The sequence below is a fragment of the Vibrio sp. ECSMB14106 genome (genome assembly GCF_000972265.1).
GTDB lineage: Bacteria > Pseudomonadota > Gammaproteobacteria > Enterobacterales > Vibrionaceae > Vibrio > Vibrio kanaloae.
Map to the genome: position 1 here is coordinate 1 of NZ_LAUM01000030.1, position 16,030 is coordinate 16,030.

The 16,030-nt window shown below is 46.4% G+C and carries 18 protein-coding genes; 9 read left to right on the forward strand and 9 right to left on the reverse strand.

Annotated features, from left to right (window positions below):
• The first annotated feature begins 195 nt into the window (after positions 1 to 195).
• Positions 196 to 741 carry a gamma carbonic anhydrase family protein gene (locus tag WR49_RS17170; RefSeq protein WP_046224826.1) on the forward strand — a complete coding sequence of 182 codons (546 nt, stop codon included), beginning with the start codon at positions 196 to 198 and terminating at the stop codon, positions 739 to 741.
• Here the strand turns inward: WR49_RS17170 and WR49_RS17175 are convergent.
• From WR49_RS17175 to WR49_RS17190, 4 genes are all read right to left on the reverse strand, one after another.
• Positions 738 to 1,007, reverse strand: coding sequence for a DUF1488 domain-containing protein (locus WR49_RS17175; protein WP_046224827.1), 270 nt, complete (start codon positions 1,005 to 1,007; stop codon positions 738 to 740). The two genes, WR49_RS17170 and WR49_RS17175, sit on opposite strands and share 4 nt — an antisense overlap.
• A gap of 17 nt (positions 1,008 to 1,024) precedes the next feature.
• On the reverse strand, positions 1,025 to 1,855 hold the full coding sequence (aroE, locus tag WR49_RS17180) for a shikimate dehydrogenase (RefSeq protein ID WP_046224828.1): 831 nt from the start codon (positions 1,853 to 1,855) through the stop codon (positions 1,025 to 1,027).
• Positions 1,856 to 1,929: 74 nt separating this feature from the next.
• Positions 1,930 to 2,847 (reverse strand): oxygen-dependent coproporphyrinogen oxidase, encoded by a 918-nt coding sequence (gene hemF / locus WR49_RS17185; protein WP_046224829.1) that lies wholly within the window; start codon positions 2,845 to 2,847, stop codon positions 1,930 to 1,932.
• A 19-nt stretch (positions 2,848 to 2,866) separates the two neighbouring features.
• A complete protein-coding gene (locus WR49_RS17190; RefSeq protein WP_046224830.1) occupies positions 2,867 to 3,424 on the reverse strand; it encodes an L-threonylcarbamoyladenylate synthase in 558 nt (185 codons plus the stop codon).
• Positions 3,425 to 3,621: 197 nt separating this feature from the next.
• On the opposite strand from WR49_RS17190, the gene purE reads away from it, so the two are divergent.
• Positions 3,622 to 4,107, forward strand: a complete 486-nt coding sequence (gene purE, locus WR49_RS17195; RefSeq protein ID WP_004735777.1) for a 5-(carboxyamino)imidazole ribonucleotide mutase — start codon at positions 3,622 to 3,624, stop codon at positions 4,105 to 4,107.
• 5 nt (positions 4,108 to 4,112) lie between these two features.
• Positions 4,113 to 5,243 (forward strand): 5-(carboxyamino)imidazole ribonucleotide synthase, encoded by a 1,131-nt coding sequence (locus WR49_RS17200; protein WP_046224831.1) that lies wholly within the window; start codon positions 4,113 to 4,115, stop codon positions 5,241 to 5,243.
• Positions 5,244 to 5,347: 104 nt separating this feature from the next.
• On the opposite strand, the gene WR49_RS17205 is transcribed toward WR49_RS17200, so the two are convergent.
• From WR49_RS17205 to WR49_RS17220, 4 genes are read right to left on the reverse strand one after another with little or no spacing between them, the layout of a single operon-like run.
• A complete protein-coding gene (locus WR49_RS17205; RefSeq protein WP_017080840.1) occupies positions 5,348 to 5,917 on the reverse strand; it encodes a DNA topoisomerase family protein in 570 nt (189 codons plus the stop codon).
• Between the two features lie 12 nt (positions 5,918 to 5,929).
• Positions 5,930 to 6,406 carry a DUF494 family protein gene (locus WR49_RS17210; RefSeq protein ID WP_046224832.1) on the reverse strand — a complete coding sequence of 159 codons (477 nt, stop codon included), beginning with the start codon at positions 6,404 to 6,406 and terminating at the stop codon, positions 5,930 to 5,932.
• A gap of 3 nt (positions 6,407 to 6,409) precedes the next feature.
• Complete coding sequence (gene dprA / locus WR49_RS17215) at positions 6,410 to 7,522, reverse strand: DNA-processing protein DprA (RefSeq protein ID WP_046224833.1); 1,113 nt, start codon at positions 7,520 to 7,522, stop codon at positions 6,410 to 6,412.
• On the reverse strand, positions 7,519 to 8,625 hold the full coding sequence (locus tag WR49_RS17220) for a LysM peptidoglycan-binding domain-containing protein (protein WP_046224834.1): 1,107 nt from the start codon (positions 8,623 to 8,625) through the stop codon (positions 7,519 to 7,521). Before WR49_RS17220 ends, dprA begins: the two co-directional genes overlap by 4 nt.
• A 140-nt stretch (positions 8,626 to 8,765) precedes the next feature.
• On the opposite strand from WR49_RS17220, the gene def reads away from it, so the two are divergent.
• The 6 genes from def to WR49_RS17250 all read left to right on the forward strand — a co-directional run bounded on the left by def (position 8,766) and on the right by WR49_RS17250 (position 15,280).
• On the forward strand, positions 8,766 to 9,278 hold the full coding sequence (def, locus tag WR49_RS17225) for a peptide deformylase (protein WP_004735769.1): 513 nt from the start codon (positions 8,766 to 8,768) through the stop codon (positions 9,276 to 9,278).
• A gap of 37 nt (positions 9,279 to 9,315) precedes the next feature.
• On the forward strand, positions 9,316 to 10,263 hold the full coding sequence (gene fmt, locus WR49_RS17230) for a methionyl-tRNA formyltransferase (protein ID WP_046224835.1): 948 nt from the start codon (positions 9,316 to 9,318) through the stop codon (positions 10,261 to 10,263).
• Positions 10,264 to 10,355: 92 nt separating this feature from the next.
• The gene (gene rsmB, locus WR49_RS17235) at positions 10,356 to 11,636 is read left to right on the forward strand and encodes a 16S rRNA (cytosine(967)-C(5))-methyltransferase RsmB (RefSeq protein ID WP_046224836.1); all 1,281 of its coding nucleotides are present in this window, start codon (positions 10,356 to 10,358) and stop codon (positions 11,634 to 11,636) included.
• A gap of 109 nt (positions 11,637 to 11,745) precedes the next feature.
• Complete coding sequence (trkA, locus tag WR49_RS17240; protein WP_046224837.1) at positions 11,746 to 13,122, forward strand: Trk system potassium transporter TrkA; 1,377 nt, start codon at positions 11,746 to 11,748, stop codon at positions 13,120 to 13,122.
• Between the two features lie 80 nt (positions 13,123 to 13,202).
• Entirely contained in the window at positions 13,203 to 14,648 is a 1,446-nt protein-coding gene (locus WR49_RS17245; protein ID WP_046224838.1) for a TrkH family potassium uptake protein, read from the forward strand.
• A gap of 26 nt (positions 14,649 to 14,674) precedes the next feature.
• A complete protein-coding gene (locus WR49_RS17250) occupies positions 14,675 to 15,280 on the forward strand; it encodes a DUF3157 family protein (RefSeq protein ID WP_046224839.1) in 606 nt (201 codons plus the stop codon).
• On the opposite strand, the gene trhA is transcribed toward WR49_RS17250, so the two are convergent.
• Complete coding sequence (trhA, locus tag WR49_RS17255; protein WP_046224840.1) at positions 15,277 to 15,930, reverse strand: PAQR family membrane homeostasis protein TrhA; 654 nt, start codon at positions 15,928 to 15,930, stop codon at positions 15,277 to 15,279. The two genes, WR49_RS17250 and trhA, sit on opposite strands and share 4 nt — an antisense overlap.
• Positions 15,931 to 16,030 lie beyond the last annotated feature (100 nt).

Here is a 16,030-nt window from a genome sequence, read left to right on the forward strand (position 1 = left end):
AATTTGCTTTGGTTTCTATTGAAGCCATCCCGTGTCAGCGAGGTGGCATTATAGGGATTTCGATCACACTGGCAAGCCCTTTTTGAAGTTTTTCTTACTTTTTTGATTGTTCGAGCGTTTTTTGTTCAAAACACTCCATTTTCACTAGTATTCCCCTTAATTAAGGGCTTAAGGTGCATATATAAAGGAGGATTTATGAGTTCAATACGCAGTTATAAAGGAATATCCCCTCAGATTGGACAAGGTGTCTATATAGATACAAGTTCGGTACTGGTTGGTGATATCAAAATCGGTAACGACTCTAGCGTGTGGCCTTTGGTTGCTGCTCGAGGGGATGTGAACCACATTCATATTGGAGAGAGAACGAACATCCAAGATGGTAGTATCTTGCACGTCACCCATAAGAATGCAGAAAACCCTGAGGGTTATCCTCTACTAATAGGTAATGATGTCACTATCGGGCATAAAGTAATGCTGCATGGCTGCACCATTGAAGATCGCGTACTTGTTGGTATGGGTGCTATCGTGCTCGATGGCGTGGTTATTAAAGAAGATGTGATGATTGGTGCTGGTAGCTTGGTTCCGCCTAGTAAGGTACTTGAAAGCGGTTATCTCTATGTAGGAAGCCCAGTAAAACAAGCACGCCCATTAAATGATAAAGAGCGTGCCTTTTTACAGAAGTCAGCTGACAACTATGTTCAGAATAAAAACGACTACCTAGACTCTGTATTGCCAGTCTAAAGCACTTTGATCTGAATCCGATTAGAGGAGTCATACTCCTCTTCTTCTATTAACTCTTCAGCTAGCTCTTCAATATCAAAACGTAACTCTGAAAAGATAACTAAAGCTTGATCGCCCTCTTCTATCACTTTACCTGCCAATCGTGATAATTCTTCAATAGATAAGACACATTCGATCAATGCACCCGACTGTTGTGCTGGGAAGGTGATAGATTGACTTGCTTCATCCCAATCTTGGATATCCGGAAATAGAATTGATTGATTCATTTTTTATAATTACCTTGTTACATCTCTAGGTTTTTACGTAGTTCTCTTAAAATCTGTTTTGTTCCCGGACGAAGACCACGCCAAAGCATAAAGCTCTCTGCTGCCTGCCCCACTAACATACCCAGGCCATCATAAGCAGCATGAACACCATTATCTAATGCCCATTGATTAAATACTGTGGTTCCAGATCCGTAAACCATGTCATAAACGGCGCTATTAGAATTGAAAATAGCATCAGACACTTCAGGAATCTGTCCGCTTAGACCAGACGAAGTAGAGTTAATAATGACATCAAAGCCTTCATTAACATCACTTAGCCCCATCCCCTTGATATTGCCATGCGAAGAAAACATCTCAGCCAGAAGTTCAGCCTTGGAGCTGGTTCGATTAGCGACCACCAGCTGTTGTGGCTTTTGGTCGAGAAGAGGTTGAATAACTCCTCTCGCAGCACCACCAGCGCCAAGAAGAAGAACGCGAGTTCCTTTTAACGCAACTTGATGTTGAAGCAGGTCTTGAACTAAACCCTCGCCATCGGTGTTATCACCAATGATTTCTCCATCATCGAGCTTCTTAAGTGTGTTTACGGCACCTGCTAGTTCAGCTCTCTCAGTTAGGCGATTGGCAAACTGATACGCATCTTCTTTAAAAGGTGCTGTGACATTACACCCTCTACCACCTTCGCTGAAAAAGGCTTTGGCAGCAGTGATAAATTCACCATGATCTGGTTGTAATGCTGTATAGGTAAGTTGTTGGCTGGTTTGGCGAGCAAATAATGTGTGAATGAATGGCGATTTGCTTTGCCCAATAGGGTTACCGAAAACGGCATAACGATCTACTTGCTGTGTCATATCCTTACCTAACAGAAATAAAAAAGGTCATCTATATAGATGACCCTATCACTATCCCTATAAGGAAGGAAGAACTACCAAACTCGAGGCTTTAGGTAGCCGCTATAAAGCAGAGCTTCTGGTGAACCCGCTTGAGGTTCGTAGCGATATTCCCAACGAGCCAATGGCGGCATCGACATTAATATTGATTCTGTGCGACCACCACTTTGCAGGCCAAATAAGGTGCCACGGTCATACACAAGGTTAAATTCAACATAGCGACCACGACGATAAAGCTGGAAGTCACGCTCACGTTCACCATAAGGTGTCTCTTTGCGTCGTTCTACAATTGGTAAATACGCGGCTGCAAAACCTTCACCGACCGCCTGCATATAAGCGAAGCTCTTTTCAAAGCCCCACTCGTTAAGATCATCAAAGAACAGCCCACCCACACCACGTGTTTCGTCTCGGTGAGGCAGATAGAAGTACTTATCACACCATTCTTTGTGCTCTTGATAAACATCATCACCAAATGGCGCACAAAGATCTTTAGCGGTTTGATGCCAAGATTGGCAATCTTCATCGACAGGATAAAATGGCGTTAAGTCAAAACCACCACCAAACCACCAAATCGGTTCTTCCCCTTCTTTTTCCGCAATAAAGAATCGAACGTTGGCGTGTGAGGTTGGGATGTATGGGTTTTTAGGGTGGATAACTAATGAGACACCCATCGCCTCAAACTTACGTCCAGCTAATTCAGGGCGGTGAGCTGTGGCTGAGGCAGGCATCGCCTTACCCGCTACGTGAGAGAAGTTAACCCCACCTTGCTCAAATACCGCACCGTTGGTCATCACACGAGTTCGCCCACCGCCACCAAGGCGTTCGCCAGGTTCACGCTGCCATGCATCTTCTTCAAACAGTGCAGTACCATCAGCTTGCTCAAGCTGCTGGCAAATAGAATCTTGTAGGCTCAGTAAAAACTGCTTTACTGCTTCTTTATCAATTGCTGACATCTTTCTTCCTCTGCAGGGTTTAACCCTGTCTTAATATTGTCGACGTTTTTGCATCTCTAATTTCGCTTGGCTTGTCACGACCACCCGTTTGACCTTCGAGAATAGCCACCAAATGTTGACCCAGTTGCTGTTGAACTTCTTCAGTCGTCATACAAGGCGGTTCACCTGTCAGGTTAGCACTGGTCGAGGTTAACGGCTTACCGAATTCATTACACATTCTTTGAACTAAAGGGTGATCAGTTACTCGCACCGCGATGGATTCAAATTGGCCACTGACCCAGTCCGTTACTTTACTGCTGGTTGGCATTATCCAAGTCACAGGTCCTGGCCATGTTGCTTTTACGGTCGCTAACTGCGCTTCCGTCAACTGGCTTTCGTCAATATAGGGCAGCAACTGCTCGTAACTCGCAGCAATTAGGATCAACCCTTTCTCCATCGGCCGCTGTTTTAAATCGAGCAATTTCTTAATGGCTTGTGGATTATCGGGATCACAACCGACCCCAAAAACGCCTTCGGTCGGGTAAGCAATGACTTCACCTTGTTGTAATGCCTGCAAAGTATGTTGAAAGTTATCCAAGGGTTGCCTCATTAATTCTGTTATCGAACTCGCTAAGTGTACAAATTATCATTCACTGTGACTAAAGCTATTTGTTTATAAAATGTATCAATTAACAACTTAGACTTACGCAAACGTTTTCCTTAAGCAATTTTCCCCGTATAATGCGCGCAAAATATCTAATCACTAATATTAAATCGTACCTGAAGGAGTTTGAGATGACTGTCGGTATTATCATGGGTTCTAAATCTGATTGGCCAACAATGAAGTTAGCTGCAGAAATGTTGGATCAGTTTGGCGTGGCGTACGAAACAAAAGTGGTTTCTGCTCACCGCACACCTCAGTTGCTTGCAGACTACGCAACCAGTGCGAAAGAGCGCGGTATTAAAGTGATTATTGCAGGTGCTGGCGGCGCTGCACACCTTCCAGGTATGGCTGCTGCTTTCACAAGCGTACCTGTTTTGGGTGTTCCCGTTCAGTCTAAAGCACTGAAGGGCATGGACTCGCTGCTTTCTATCGTGCAGATGCCAAAAGGTATCGCAGTAGGTACTTTGGCTATCGGTGAAGCTGGCGCTGCCAATGCAGGTATACTAGCAGCTCAAATCATTGGTACACACAATGAAGAAGTGATGGCGAAAGTCGAAGCGTTCCGCTCTGAGCAAACAGAAACGGTTCTGGCTAATCCAAACCCTGCAGAGGACTAATTCCCATGCATGTTCTTGTGTTAGGCGCGGGCCAACTTGCTCGCATGATGTCCCTAGCGGGGGCACCGCTGAATATTGAAATTTCTGCTTTTGATGTTGGCAGCAAAAATATTGTTCACCCATTAACGCAAGCGATTCTAGGCAACGGCTTAGACACCGCGATTGAGCGTGCGGACGTCATTACTGCAGAATTCGAACATATCCCTCACGATGTACTTGAGGTGTGTGAGCGCAGTGGTAAGTTCTTACCGACAACAGAAGCAATCAAAGCTGGCGGTGATCGTCGCCTTGAAAAAGCACTGTTAGACGAAGCAAATGTGAAAAATGCCAAATACTACGTGATTAACTCTCGCGAAGACTTTGACGCTGCGATTGCTCACGTAGGCTTGCCAATGGTCTTGAAGAGCACACTTGGCGGCTACGATGGCAAAGGTCAATGGCGCTTAAAGACATTAGACAATGTTGACGCGACTTGGACAGAAATGGCCGAGTGCATTGCCGCAACCAACAACCAAGCCATTGTGGCTGAAGAGTTTGTTCCGTTTGACCGCGAAGTATCACTGGTTGGTGCTCGTGGTACCAATGGCGAGATTCAAGTATATCCACTGGCTGAGAATGTTCACACCGATGGCGTGTTGAGCTTATCAACAGCCATTGATGACATTGAACTGCAAGAGCAAGCGAAAACCATGTTCACCGCAGTTGCAGAACGTTTGGACTACATTGGCGTGCTTGCACTTGAGTTCTTTGATGTTCAAGGTTCACTGCTGGTTAATGAGATTGCACCACGTGTTCATAACTCTGGCCACTGGACGCAACAAGGCGCAGAGACTTGTCAGTTTGAGAACCACCTACGTGCCGTATGTGGTATGCCACTAGGCAGCACCAAACTGATTCGCCCAACCGCAATGATCAACATTCTTGGTGAAGATACCCTACCTGAAGCTATTCTGGCTCAAGATGGCTGTCATGTTCATTGGTATGGCAAAGAGAAGCGTGCGGGTCGAAAGATGGGCCACATTAACGTGAGCGCTGACTACAACGCAGAGCTGCAAAGAGCGTTGTGCTCACTGGCAGACATTCTTGATAAGCAAGCTTACCCTGCCGTGCATGAGTTTGCTGAGCAGATGAAATAAGCCTACATTGGCTTATTGATATAAAAAGTTCATTGGATGTAGAAACGGCGCTCATTGAGCGCCGTTTTTTATTTCTGATCATTCACTTACTGTGATTAGCATTACTACTGAGATTGAATGTGATGACACTTGCGATCAGCACATTGCTTCTTAGTGCCACTGGCCGTTTTCTTCTCCAGTAACAGCGGGAACTGGCACTGTTCACAACGACCTATAACAGGTGGCTGATTAACGGCAAACTTACACTTAGGGTAGTTATCGCACGCATAGAAGGTTTTGCCGTAGCGAGATTTACGCTCAACCAAATGGCCTCGACCACACTCAGGGCAGGCTACAAGTGGCTGCTCTTCAGGTTGTTCTTTTGGTTGGTCCAAAGATTCGATGTGATTACACGTTGGGTAACTACTACAACCAATGAACATCCCAAAGCGACCTTGCCTTAATACCAATTCGTTTTGGCATTTAGGACACGGCACGCCCAGCTCTTTCACCACATGACCATCATTTTGATGAAGAGGCTTGATGTAATCACAGCTCGGATACTGCTTACAGCCTAAAAATGGGCCGTGCTTACCATGGCGAAGCTGAAGCTCCCCACCACACTGTGGACATGGTTCATGCTCTAACGCATGTTCATGTGCTGAAAAAAGCTGATTATCAATCTTACTACTCATGACAAGCCTGTATTAATGCAAGATACCTTGCTCTTTGGTGTACAACAGCTCTTCCATTTGCGTGTAAGCACTTTCATTACCCGGCACATTAAATAGCACCATTAAGATAATCCATTTCAGATCATCCAATTCAAATTCGTTGGTCTCAAGCCCCATCACACGATCAATCACCATTTCACGAATTTCTGTCGTGAGCACGTTGATCTGTTCAAGGAACAGTAAGAAACCTCGACACTCCATATTAATACGTGAAATCTCTCGACTGGTATAAATACGCATCGAGGTATTGGAGCACACACTAATCGCCGATTGGTTCTCGGTATCTTGCAATGCCGCAAGATCTTCTAACCAATGGAGGGCCTTATAAATATCATCTTGGCGAAACCCTGCTCGAATAAGCTCATCTTCCAGCTCATCTTGATCCACCTGCAATTCAGAATCGCTATGGATGTAGGTTTCAAACAAGTACATCAGTATGTCCATCATCATAGCTTAGCCTCTCCCCTTTCGAATATAGCCACCGGAAACTGCAACAACATGCCCTGAGAGCTCAAGCTCCAAAAGCTGCATCATGACCTCATGCACAGGTATATGGGTTCTCTGTGCCAAAATATCAACGGGTGTCGCTTCTAACCCTACGTTAGCTAACAGCTGTGGAAATGGCAATTGTTCATTTTCATCCTCATTCGGCGTAGGTTCGAATAAGCTGGGCTGCTGCTCTATAGACCAGTCTAACAGACTCTTTATTTCAATCAGAACATCTTGAGCGCTCTGTACCAAACATGCGCCAGTTTTGATTAAGCTATTGCCTCCGCGGCTGGTTGGGCTATGAATTGAGCCAGGAAGCGCAAACACTTCTCGGCCTTGCTCCATAGCATAGCGAGCTGTAATCAAAGAACCGCTTTTCTCAGCAGCCTCAACAACGAGAGTCCCCAAAGACAACCCACTTATAATACGGTTACGCCGAGGGAAATGTTCAGGTCGAGGTTTAGCGCTTGGGCGGAATTCTGAGATCAGCGCGCCATTCTCACAAATTCTATCCGCTAGATTTTGGTGACGTGCAGGGTAAATGGAGCCCAAGCCTGAGCCCAACACAGCAAAAGTTTCCCCTCCTTTATCTAAAGCACCATCATGAGCATAACCATCAATACCAAGCGCTAAGCCACTGGTAACAATCAAACCATTTTGCACAAACTCTTTAGCAAAGGACTTCGCGGTTTGCAGCCCTTCGATGCTGGCATTGCGACTGCCGACCATAGCGATTTGAGGCTCAATCAGTTTTTCAACGTGACCTTTAACGAAAAGCACGCTTGGCGCAGAGGCGGTCTCATTCAGCAGTTTAGGATAATGAGGGCAATTTGGGGTAATGATGTGATGATTAGGCTGCCTTGCTTGCCATACTAAGCAAGCCTCCACTTCTCTTGGGGCTTGCTCTCTTAAATAGGAGGTTTGCTTAGCTGACAACCCAATAGCTTGTAGCTGCTGATTTGAGTAGCCAACAATATTGGAAGGAGAGTCAATACTCAGCAGGCGAGAAAGGCGCTTGCCTCCCAGTTGCGGAACAAAACTCAGAGTTAGCCAAGCGCTCAGTTGTTGCTCATTCACTCGGCAATATTAACCTCTTGAGAATAACCCTCTTCAGCCACAGCAAGATCCAAAGGGGATACCGCTAGAATCTCATTGCTAACTGGTTTAGTGCTCTGAGTGATCAAGGCTAGACTAAAATACTCATAAGGGCGAATGACCATCAAATTACCGAGCGAGGTACTTGGCAACTGCACTTTGTTACTTGCAACAGACTCCTTATAGCTGTATTCACCTTGCTTACCAAACACCATAGCTCCGCTTTCGCTGAGGGTAAACATAGTTCCCTGACGAAGGTTATCCTTTGAGCCTTTATTAATAACGACAACCTGATTCTTAGCGCTGTATTGATTACCCTCTAACGAGCCTAAAATATTGGCAAACTGACCCGCAGAACTAGGCGCAGGATAAAACGTAGTTGAAAGCTTCATTTGATCAACACCAAGCTCAGGCAGAACAAGATCATTAAGCAACACCTCTTGTAGCTGCGTCTCTATCTGCAAGCTACTATATTCAGCATCCACCTCTTTCAAACGCGCCGTGGCGACCAAACGCAAAGAGGTCATACTCGCTTGAGGTTTTTGTCGTTGGTACGTTTCGACAGAACGGTAGATACCCCATTTTTGATGTTGCTGGTTCCCCGAGATGAACAACCTATCTTCGCCAGACAGGAATCGCTTGCCATCACTGGTCCCTAGAACTCGTTGAGCCGATTCGATATCTTGCTGATCTACCAAGCGATCAGACTGTAAATACGGCAGAACCAGTCCCTCATTGACGGTAGGCACCGCTTTCTTCTCAGAGACGCGAATCTTAGGACTCAACTTGATAACAGGTTTAAGACTCAATACCGGTTCACCATTAATCCAAACCAAAGACAATTTATCTCCTGGATAAATAAGGTGAGGGTTTTCTATTTCAGGGTTTACCTGCCATAGCCTTGGCCACAACCAAGGGCTATCGAGATACATCGCGGAGATATCCCATAAGGTATCCCCCTTAACCACCACATACGCCTCGGGTGCGCCTTGTTTAATGGTTAAAGGTCGCTCACTATTTTCAGCCGTAGCGGCGAACGAAAACGAAGCACAAATAAGAGAAAAAGTGGGTAAAAAATGACGCATGACCTAGGTTCCTCGGTCTCAATATATGACATCTGACTAGAGAATTACCTTCAGGATGCTGTCATTTGGCCTCTAAAATGTCTAGAATTGAGCCAACAAGGTTTAAGCTGTTTCGGCACAGTTCAATATTTCGAGTGTATATGTCTGTATTACAAGTATTAACATTACCAGATGATCGTCTACGTACCGTGGCGAAACCGGTAAAAGAAGTTACCCCAGAGATTCAAAAGTTCGTTGATGACATGATTGAAACCATGTACGACGAAGAAGGTATCGGCCTTGCTGCAACGCAAGTAGATTTCCACCAGCGCATCGTTGTTATCGATATTTCAGAAACACGTGACGAGCCTATGGTTCTGATCAACCCTGAAATTACCGACAAACGTGGCGAAGACGGCATCGAAGAAGGCTGCCTATCTGTACCTGGCGCTCGAGCTCTAGTACCTCGCGCAGCAGAAGTAACAGTTAAAGCATTAGACCGTGAAGGCAACGAATTCACATTCGACGCTGATGACCTTCTGGCTATTTGTGTTCAACACGAGCTTGACCACCTAGAAGGCAAGTTGTTTGTTGATTACCTATCGCCACTAAAGCGTAAACGTATCCAAGATAAGCTAGCGAAAATTAAGCGTTTCAACGAGAAACAAGGTTAATAACCGCTGCTATTACTAAATTAGAAGGAAGCCTACCTTGAGTCAGTCTTTAAGAATTGTCTTTGCAGGTACTCCGGATTTCGCCGCCCGTCACTTGGCGGCGTTGTTGTCTTCGGAGCATGAAGTTGTTGCTGTTTACACACAGCCAGATCGCCCAGCAGGCCGCGGTAAAAAACTCACTGCGAGCCCAGTAAAAAACATCGCACTTGAAAATAACATTCCGGTTTACCAACCAGAAAACTTCAAGTCAGATGAGGCTAAGCAAGAGCTAGCTGAATTGAACGCTGACATCATGGTTGTTGTCGCTTACGGCTTATTGCTTCCGCAGGTTGTATTAGATACGCCTCGCTTAGGTTGTATCAACGTACATGGCTCTATCCTACCGCGCTGGCGTGGTGCTGCTCCGATTCAACGCTCTATTTGGGCGGGTGATAAAGAGACAGGCGTGACGATCATGCAGATGGATATCGGCCTAGATACTGGCGACATGCTAAGTATCGCGACGCTGCCTATCGAAGCGACAGATACCAGCGCATCAATGTACGAGAAGTTAGCGGGTCTTGGCCCTGACGCTCTTGTTAAGTGTTTAGCTGACATCGCTTCTAGCAAAGCGGTTGCAGAGAAGCAAGACGATGAGCTTGCTAACTACGCGAAGAAGCTAAGCAAAGAAGAAGCTCGTATCAACTGGAGTGATGAAGCTGCGCATATTGAGCGCTGCGTTCGTGCCTTCAACCCATGGCCAATGAGCCACTTTGAAGCTGCTGAGAACAGCATTAAAGTATGGCAAAGCCGTGTGGCAGAGCAAACTTCTGATAAGCCTGCAGGTACCATTCTGCAAGCGGATAAAACTGGTATCTATGTAGCGACAGGGCAAGGCGTACTTGTTCTTGAACAACTGCAAGTTCCAGGTAAAAAAGCCATGTCAGTTCAGGATATCTTGAACTCACGTGCAAGCTGGTTTGAAGTTGGTACACAACTTTCTTAATCCGCTTTTAAAGCTGTTAATTACGCAGCTTAGAAAACCTTTACGAGGGCAGAGATGTCCTCATGTATTCAAATAAATATTCGGTACCCCCCATGAATGTTCGCGCTGCTGCTGCAAATGTCCTATTCCAAGTTGTCGATAAAGGCCACTCTCTTTCACACGCTCTCCCTGCGGCTCAAAAAACGATCCGTCCACGAGACCATGCTCTACTGCAAGAGATTTGCTACGGCGCACTTCGTTACCTGCCTCGTTTAGAGTCAATCGCTAACGAACTGATGGAAAACTCGCTTAAAGGTAAAAAGCGCGTATTCCACCACCTGATCTTAGTAGGCATTTACCAGTTGAGCTTTATGCGCATTCCTTCGCATGCTGCCGTTGCTGAAACAGTTGAAGCAACCAAAACACTGCGCGGCCCAAGCCTCAGTGGTTTGATCAACGCAGTGCTTCGCAGCTACCAACGCGATCAAGAAGAGCTAGATGAGAAAGCCGTTAGCCACAATGCGGGCAAATACAGCCATCCAAGCTGGATCCTAAAAATGCTTCAAGAAAGCTACCCAGATCAGTGGGAGCAATTAGTTGAAGCAAACAACAGCAAGGCACCAATGTGGCTGCGCGTAAACCGCCAACACCACACTCGTGACGAGTATGTTGAACTGCTTAAAAACGAAAACATTGAATACACACTGCACCCTGAAGCGGCTGATGCCATAAAATTAGCGTCACCTTGTGATGTTACTTTGCTTCCTGGTTTCGACCGAGGCTGGGTATCAGTACAAGATGCTGCAGCTCAACTTTCTGTTGATTACCTAACACCAAAAGATGGTGAGCTAATCCTTGATTGCTGTGCTGCTCCTGGCGGTAAAACTGCACACATTCTTGAACATACTCAAGACACTGAAGTGGTTGCGATTGACAGTGATATTAAACGCCTAGACCGTGTTTACGATAACCTTGAACGCCTACAACTGCGTGCCGACGTGATCTGTGGTGATGCTCGCTATCCTGAAGAGTGGTGGACAGGCAGCCAGTTCGACCGCATCCTACTTGATGCTCCATGTTCAGCGACGGGTGTAATCCGCCGTCACCCTGACATCAAGTGGCTACGTCGTGCATCTGATATTGATGCGCTAGCGGAACTGCAAAGTGAGATTTTGGATGCAATGTGGCGCCAGCTAAAAGAAGGCGGCACCATGGTTTATGCGACATGTTCTATCACGCCGCAAGAAAACGTGCTGCAAGTGAAAGCATTCCTAGCACGTACTGAGAACGCAACGCTGGTTGGGTCTGATATCGAAAATCCGGGTCGTCAAATACTACCTGGAGAAGAAGATATGGATGGCTTCTACTACGCAGTTCTAGTAAAACAGGCATAACAACTAACAGCGGCTAAGAATTTATTTCTTAGCCGCTGTTTCTTTCTAGTGCATTATCAAAACAAAGTTAGATAACTAGAATTACCACGGTAAAGAAAAGAGAAAGGCTATGAAGATCATTATCCTAGGTGCTGGACAAGTTGGCGGTACCCTTGCTGAAAACCTGGTTGGTGAAAACAACGACATCACCATTGTCGACCGTAATGCTGACCGACTTCGTGAACTTCAGGATAAATACGACCTTCGGGTTGTAAACGGTTATGCCAGCCACCCAAGAACATTACGTGAAGCGGGTGCGCAAGATGCCGACATGTTGGTTGCGGTAACCAACATGGATGAAACCAACATGGCGGCATGTCAGGTTGCCTTCTCTCTGTTTAATACGCCAAACCGAATTGCCCGTATCCGTTCTCCTCAATATCTAGAAGAGAAAGAAGCACTCTTCAAATCAGGAGCGATTCCGGTCGATCATTTGATTGCACCAGAAGAACTCGTCACCAGTTACATCGAGCGCCTGATTCAATATCCAGGTGCATTGCAGGTTGTGAGCTTTGCTGAACAGAAAGTTAGCCTAGTCGCAGTAAAAGCCTACTACGGTGGTCCACTGGTTGGTAACGCACTGTCTGCTTTGCGTGAGCACATGCCGCACATTGATACCCGTGTTGCCGCTATTTTCCGTCAAGGTCGCCCTATTCGTCCACAAGGCACCACCATCATCGAAGCCGATGATGAGGTTTTCTTCGTCGCGGCAAGTAATCATATTCGCTCAGTAATGAGTGAACTACAGCGCCTAGAAAAGCCTTACCGCCGCATCATGATTGTCGGTGGTGGTAACATTGGCGCAAGTTTGGCAAAACGCCTTGAGCAAAGCTACAGCATCAAGCTGATAGAACGCAGTCCCACACGAGCGGAGAAGCTATCTGAAGAGTTAGAAAACACCATTGTATTCTGTGGCGATGCAGCAGACCAAGAGCTGCTAACAGAAGAGAACATCGATCAGGTGGACGTGTTCATTGCCCTAACCAATGAAGATGAAACCAACATCATGTCAGCAATGCTGGCTAAGCGAATGGGTGCCAAGAAAGTAATGGTACTGATTCAGCGTGGTGCTTACGTAGACCTTGTTCAGGGTGGTGTGATTGATATTGCTATCTCTCCACAACAAGCGACCATTTCTGCGCTGCTTACTCACGTTCGTCGTGCTGATATTGTCAACGTATCCTCTCTACGTCGCGGCGCTGCTGAAGCGATCGAAGCCATTGCTCACGGCGACGAAACCACATCTAAAGTGGTTGGCCGAGCGATTGGCGACATTAAACTACCACCGGGCACCACTATTGGTGCGATTGTTCGCGGAGAAGAAGTACTTATCGCGCACGATAGAACCGTAATCGAACAGGATGACCACGTAGTGATGTTCCTAGTGGACAAGAAATACGTACCAGATGTTGAGTCTCTATTCCAACCGAGCCCGTTCTTCTTATAGCCTTGTTCTCGTAAGCTTGTTCTCGCAACTTTCTTCTTGTGAGAACGACGCTCCGGCTCAAAGCGATGGTCTATTAAGCTATGGTCAACTTTCGTCCGATATTATTAGTGATAGGGTTAGTGTTATCAAAACTCGCCCTTTTCATGTACATCCCTACATTGGTTGCCTTTTTCACAGGCACCGGTGGCTTCCTCGAATTTGGTCAGTCGGTAGTGATCACGCACATAGTCGCGTTCATCTGCTTGAGTTTGGGCCGTTCAGCTAAGTTCCGACTTGGGGTGCGGGACATGTTTTTGATCACCTCTATGGTATGGACGATAGCCAGTGCCTTTGCTGCACTGCCGTTTGTCTTCATCAACCACATCAGCTTCACTGACGCCTACTTCGAAACCATGTCGGGTATCACCACGACAGGCTCAACCGTATTAAGCGGCTTAGACAGCATGGCACCAAGCATTCTGTTGTGGCGTTCTATACTGCAATGGTTAGGTGGTATCGGCTTCATCGTTATGGCGGTAGCGGTTCTACCAATGCTCAACGTCGGTGGTATGCGCCTGTTCCAAACCGAATCATCCGATTGGTCAGATAAAAGTAGCCCACGAGCAAAAACGGTCGCGAAGAACATCGTGGCGGTTTATCTGGTACTGACAGGCTTGTGCTTAGTGAGTTACTTGTTTGCTGGCATGAGCGTCTTTGATGCCATCAATCACGCATTCACAACACTCTCGACTGGCGGTTACTCGACTTCCGATGGCTCAATGAACCACTTCTCTAACAGCGCCCATTGGGTAGGAACGGCGTTCATGTTCCTGGGTGGTCTGCCTTTCCTACTCTTTGTCAGTGCGCTGCGCGGTAGAAAACTCGCACCGATCTATAAAGATGCTCAAGTAAGAGGTTTCGCTTACCTATTCTTGGTTGCCAGTACCGTAATCTCCACATGGTTGGTCATGAGAGATGGCTACACGGTATTGGATGCAATGCGTGTCTCAATGTTCAATATTGTATCAGTCGTCACCACAACCGGTTTTGGCTTAGAGGACTTCACTGCTTGGGGGGCACTGCCAACCACACTGTTTGCCTTCCTAATGATGGCGGGAGCCTGCTCGGGATCGACCTCAGGTGGTATTAAAATCTTCCGCTTCCAGATCGCGATGACTATGCTTCACAAACAAATGATGAAGCTGATCCACCCATCGGGGGTATTTGTTCAACGCTACAACCAACGCCCAGTCAGTGACGACATCGTTCGTTCTTTAGTGGCATTTGGTTTGATGTTCTTTATTACAATTATCTTAATCGCTGGTGGTTTGAGTGCGATGGGATTAGACCCAATAACAAGCATCTCGGGTGCTATTACAGCCGTAGCCAACGTTGGCCCAGGCATGGGCAGCGTGATCGGTCCAACCGGGAACTTTGCTCCGCTGCCCGACGCCGCTAAATGGTTGCTAAGCTTAGGAATGCTAATGGGACGACTTGAGATACTGACACTCATTGTTCTATTTTTCCCAGCCTTTTGGCGACGTTAACCAAGCACAAAATCAAGGAAACACAGATGAAATCATACGTACTTCTCGCTGGCGCATTGTTCGCAAACTCAGTATTCATAAGTTCTGCCTTTGCTGAGCAAATGGTCACACTGCCAGATGGCAAACAAGTGTTACTCAAAGATGATTTTACTTGGCAATACGTGACACCACAGAAAACGGAAGCAGCAGCGTCAACATCAGAGATCGCAGTGCCTGTTTCAGCAGCGCCTATTACAGCAACCCCTGTCGTAGCCGTACCTGTTGCAACGAACACGCGTGGCACTACGATTGTGGTTAATAGTAAGAAGCCAAGCTTACAGCTGTCTCAATCCGGAGTGGATGTTGTACTGGGTGCCAGTCGCTATGAAGATGGTGAGCTTATCATTCCGACAGCCATCACTAACCAAGGTACTCAAGCGGTCATTTTGGTATCACTTAACATCAGCGTGTTTACTGCAGAAGGTGAGTTATTGGCAGAAGAAGAAGTTGCAGTGTGGAAATCAATCAAACGAATGGCCGACACATACCTGCGACCAAAGACGGGGGAAGAAGGTAAGCTAATCAAGCTCGACCTAGAACAACACCCTGAATATCAGATCAAAGCTGAGATTACCGAGGTACTGGCTCGCTAAACCGGAGTCACGTACAGATAGATAGCGAAGAAATGGCAAGCGCAGCCCGCCAAAACAAACAAGTGCCAGATGGCGTGGTTGTAAGGGATGCGTTTGGCCACATAGAAAATAACACCCAACGAGTAGATCACGCCGCCGAGCGCCAATAACACCAAACCACCCATCTCGATATTCATCGCCAGTTGATAGACCACAACCAACGACAACCAACCCATCGCTAAGTAAATGAACAGCGATAGACGCTTAAATCGGTAGACGAAAGCAATCTTCATGATGATACCCACCAGCGCAATTCCCCAGATAACCGCCATCAAGCCCATCGCTAATGGGGTTCTTAAGCCAACCAATAAAAACGGGGTGTAACTACCTGCGATGAGTAAGTAAATTGCACAGTGATCGAGGGTTTTTAATAAACGCTTGGTTTTTTCTGTGGTGATCGAGTGATAAAGCGTGGAAGCAAGAAATAGCAGGATAATGCTGCTGCCATAGATTGCCATACTGGCAACCGTCAACATGTCGGCTTGGTAATCAAACGCACGAATCAGGAGCAAGATCAGACCAACCACGCCAAGCACAACCCCCAGACCATGAGTTATTGCATTGGCACGTTCTTCGATGTCACAGTATTCGCTCACCGATGATGCAGACATGACTATCCTACTAGAGTAAATGTTCGATTTGCCTAGTATTGCACATTAAGCTTACACGTGTAAGCTTAAATTTTTATGACATCTTTTATGACATTAATAA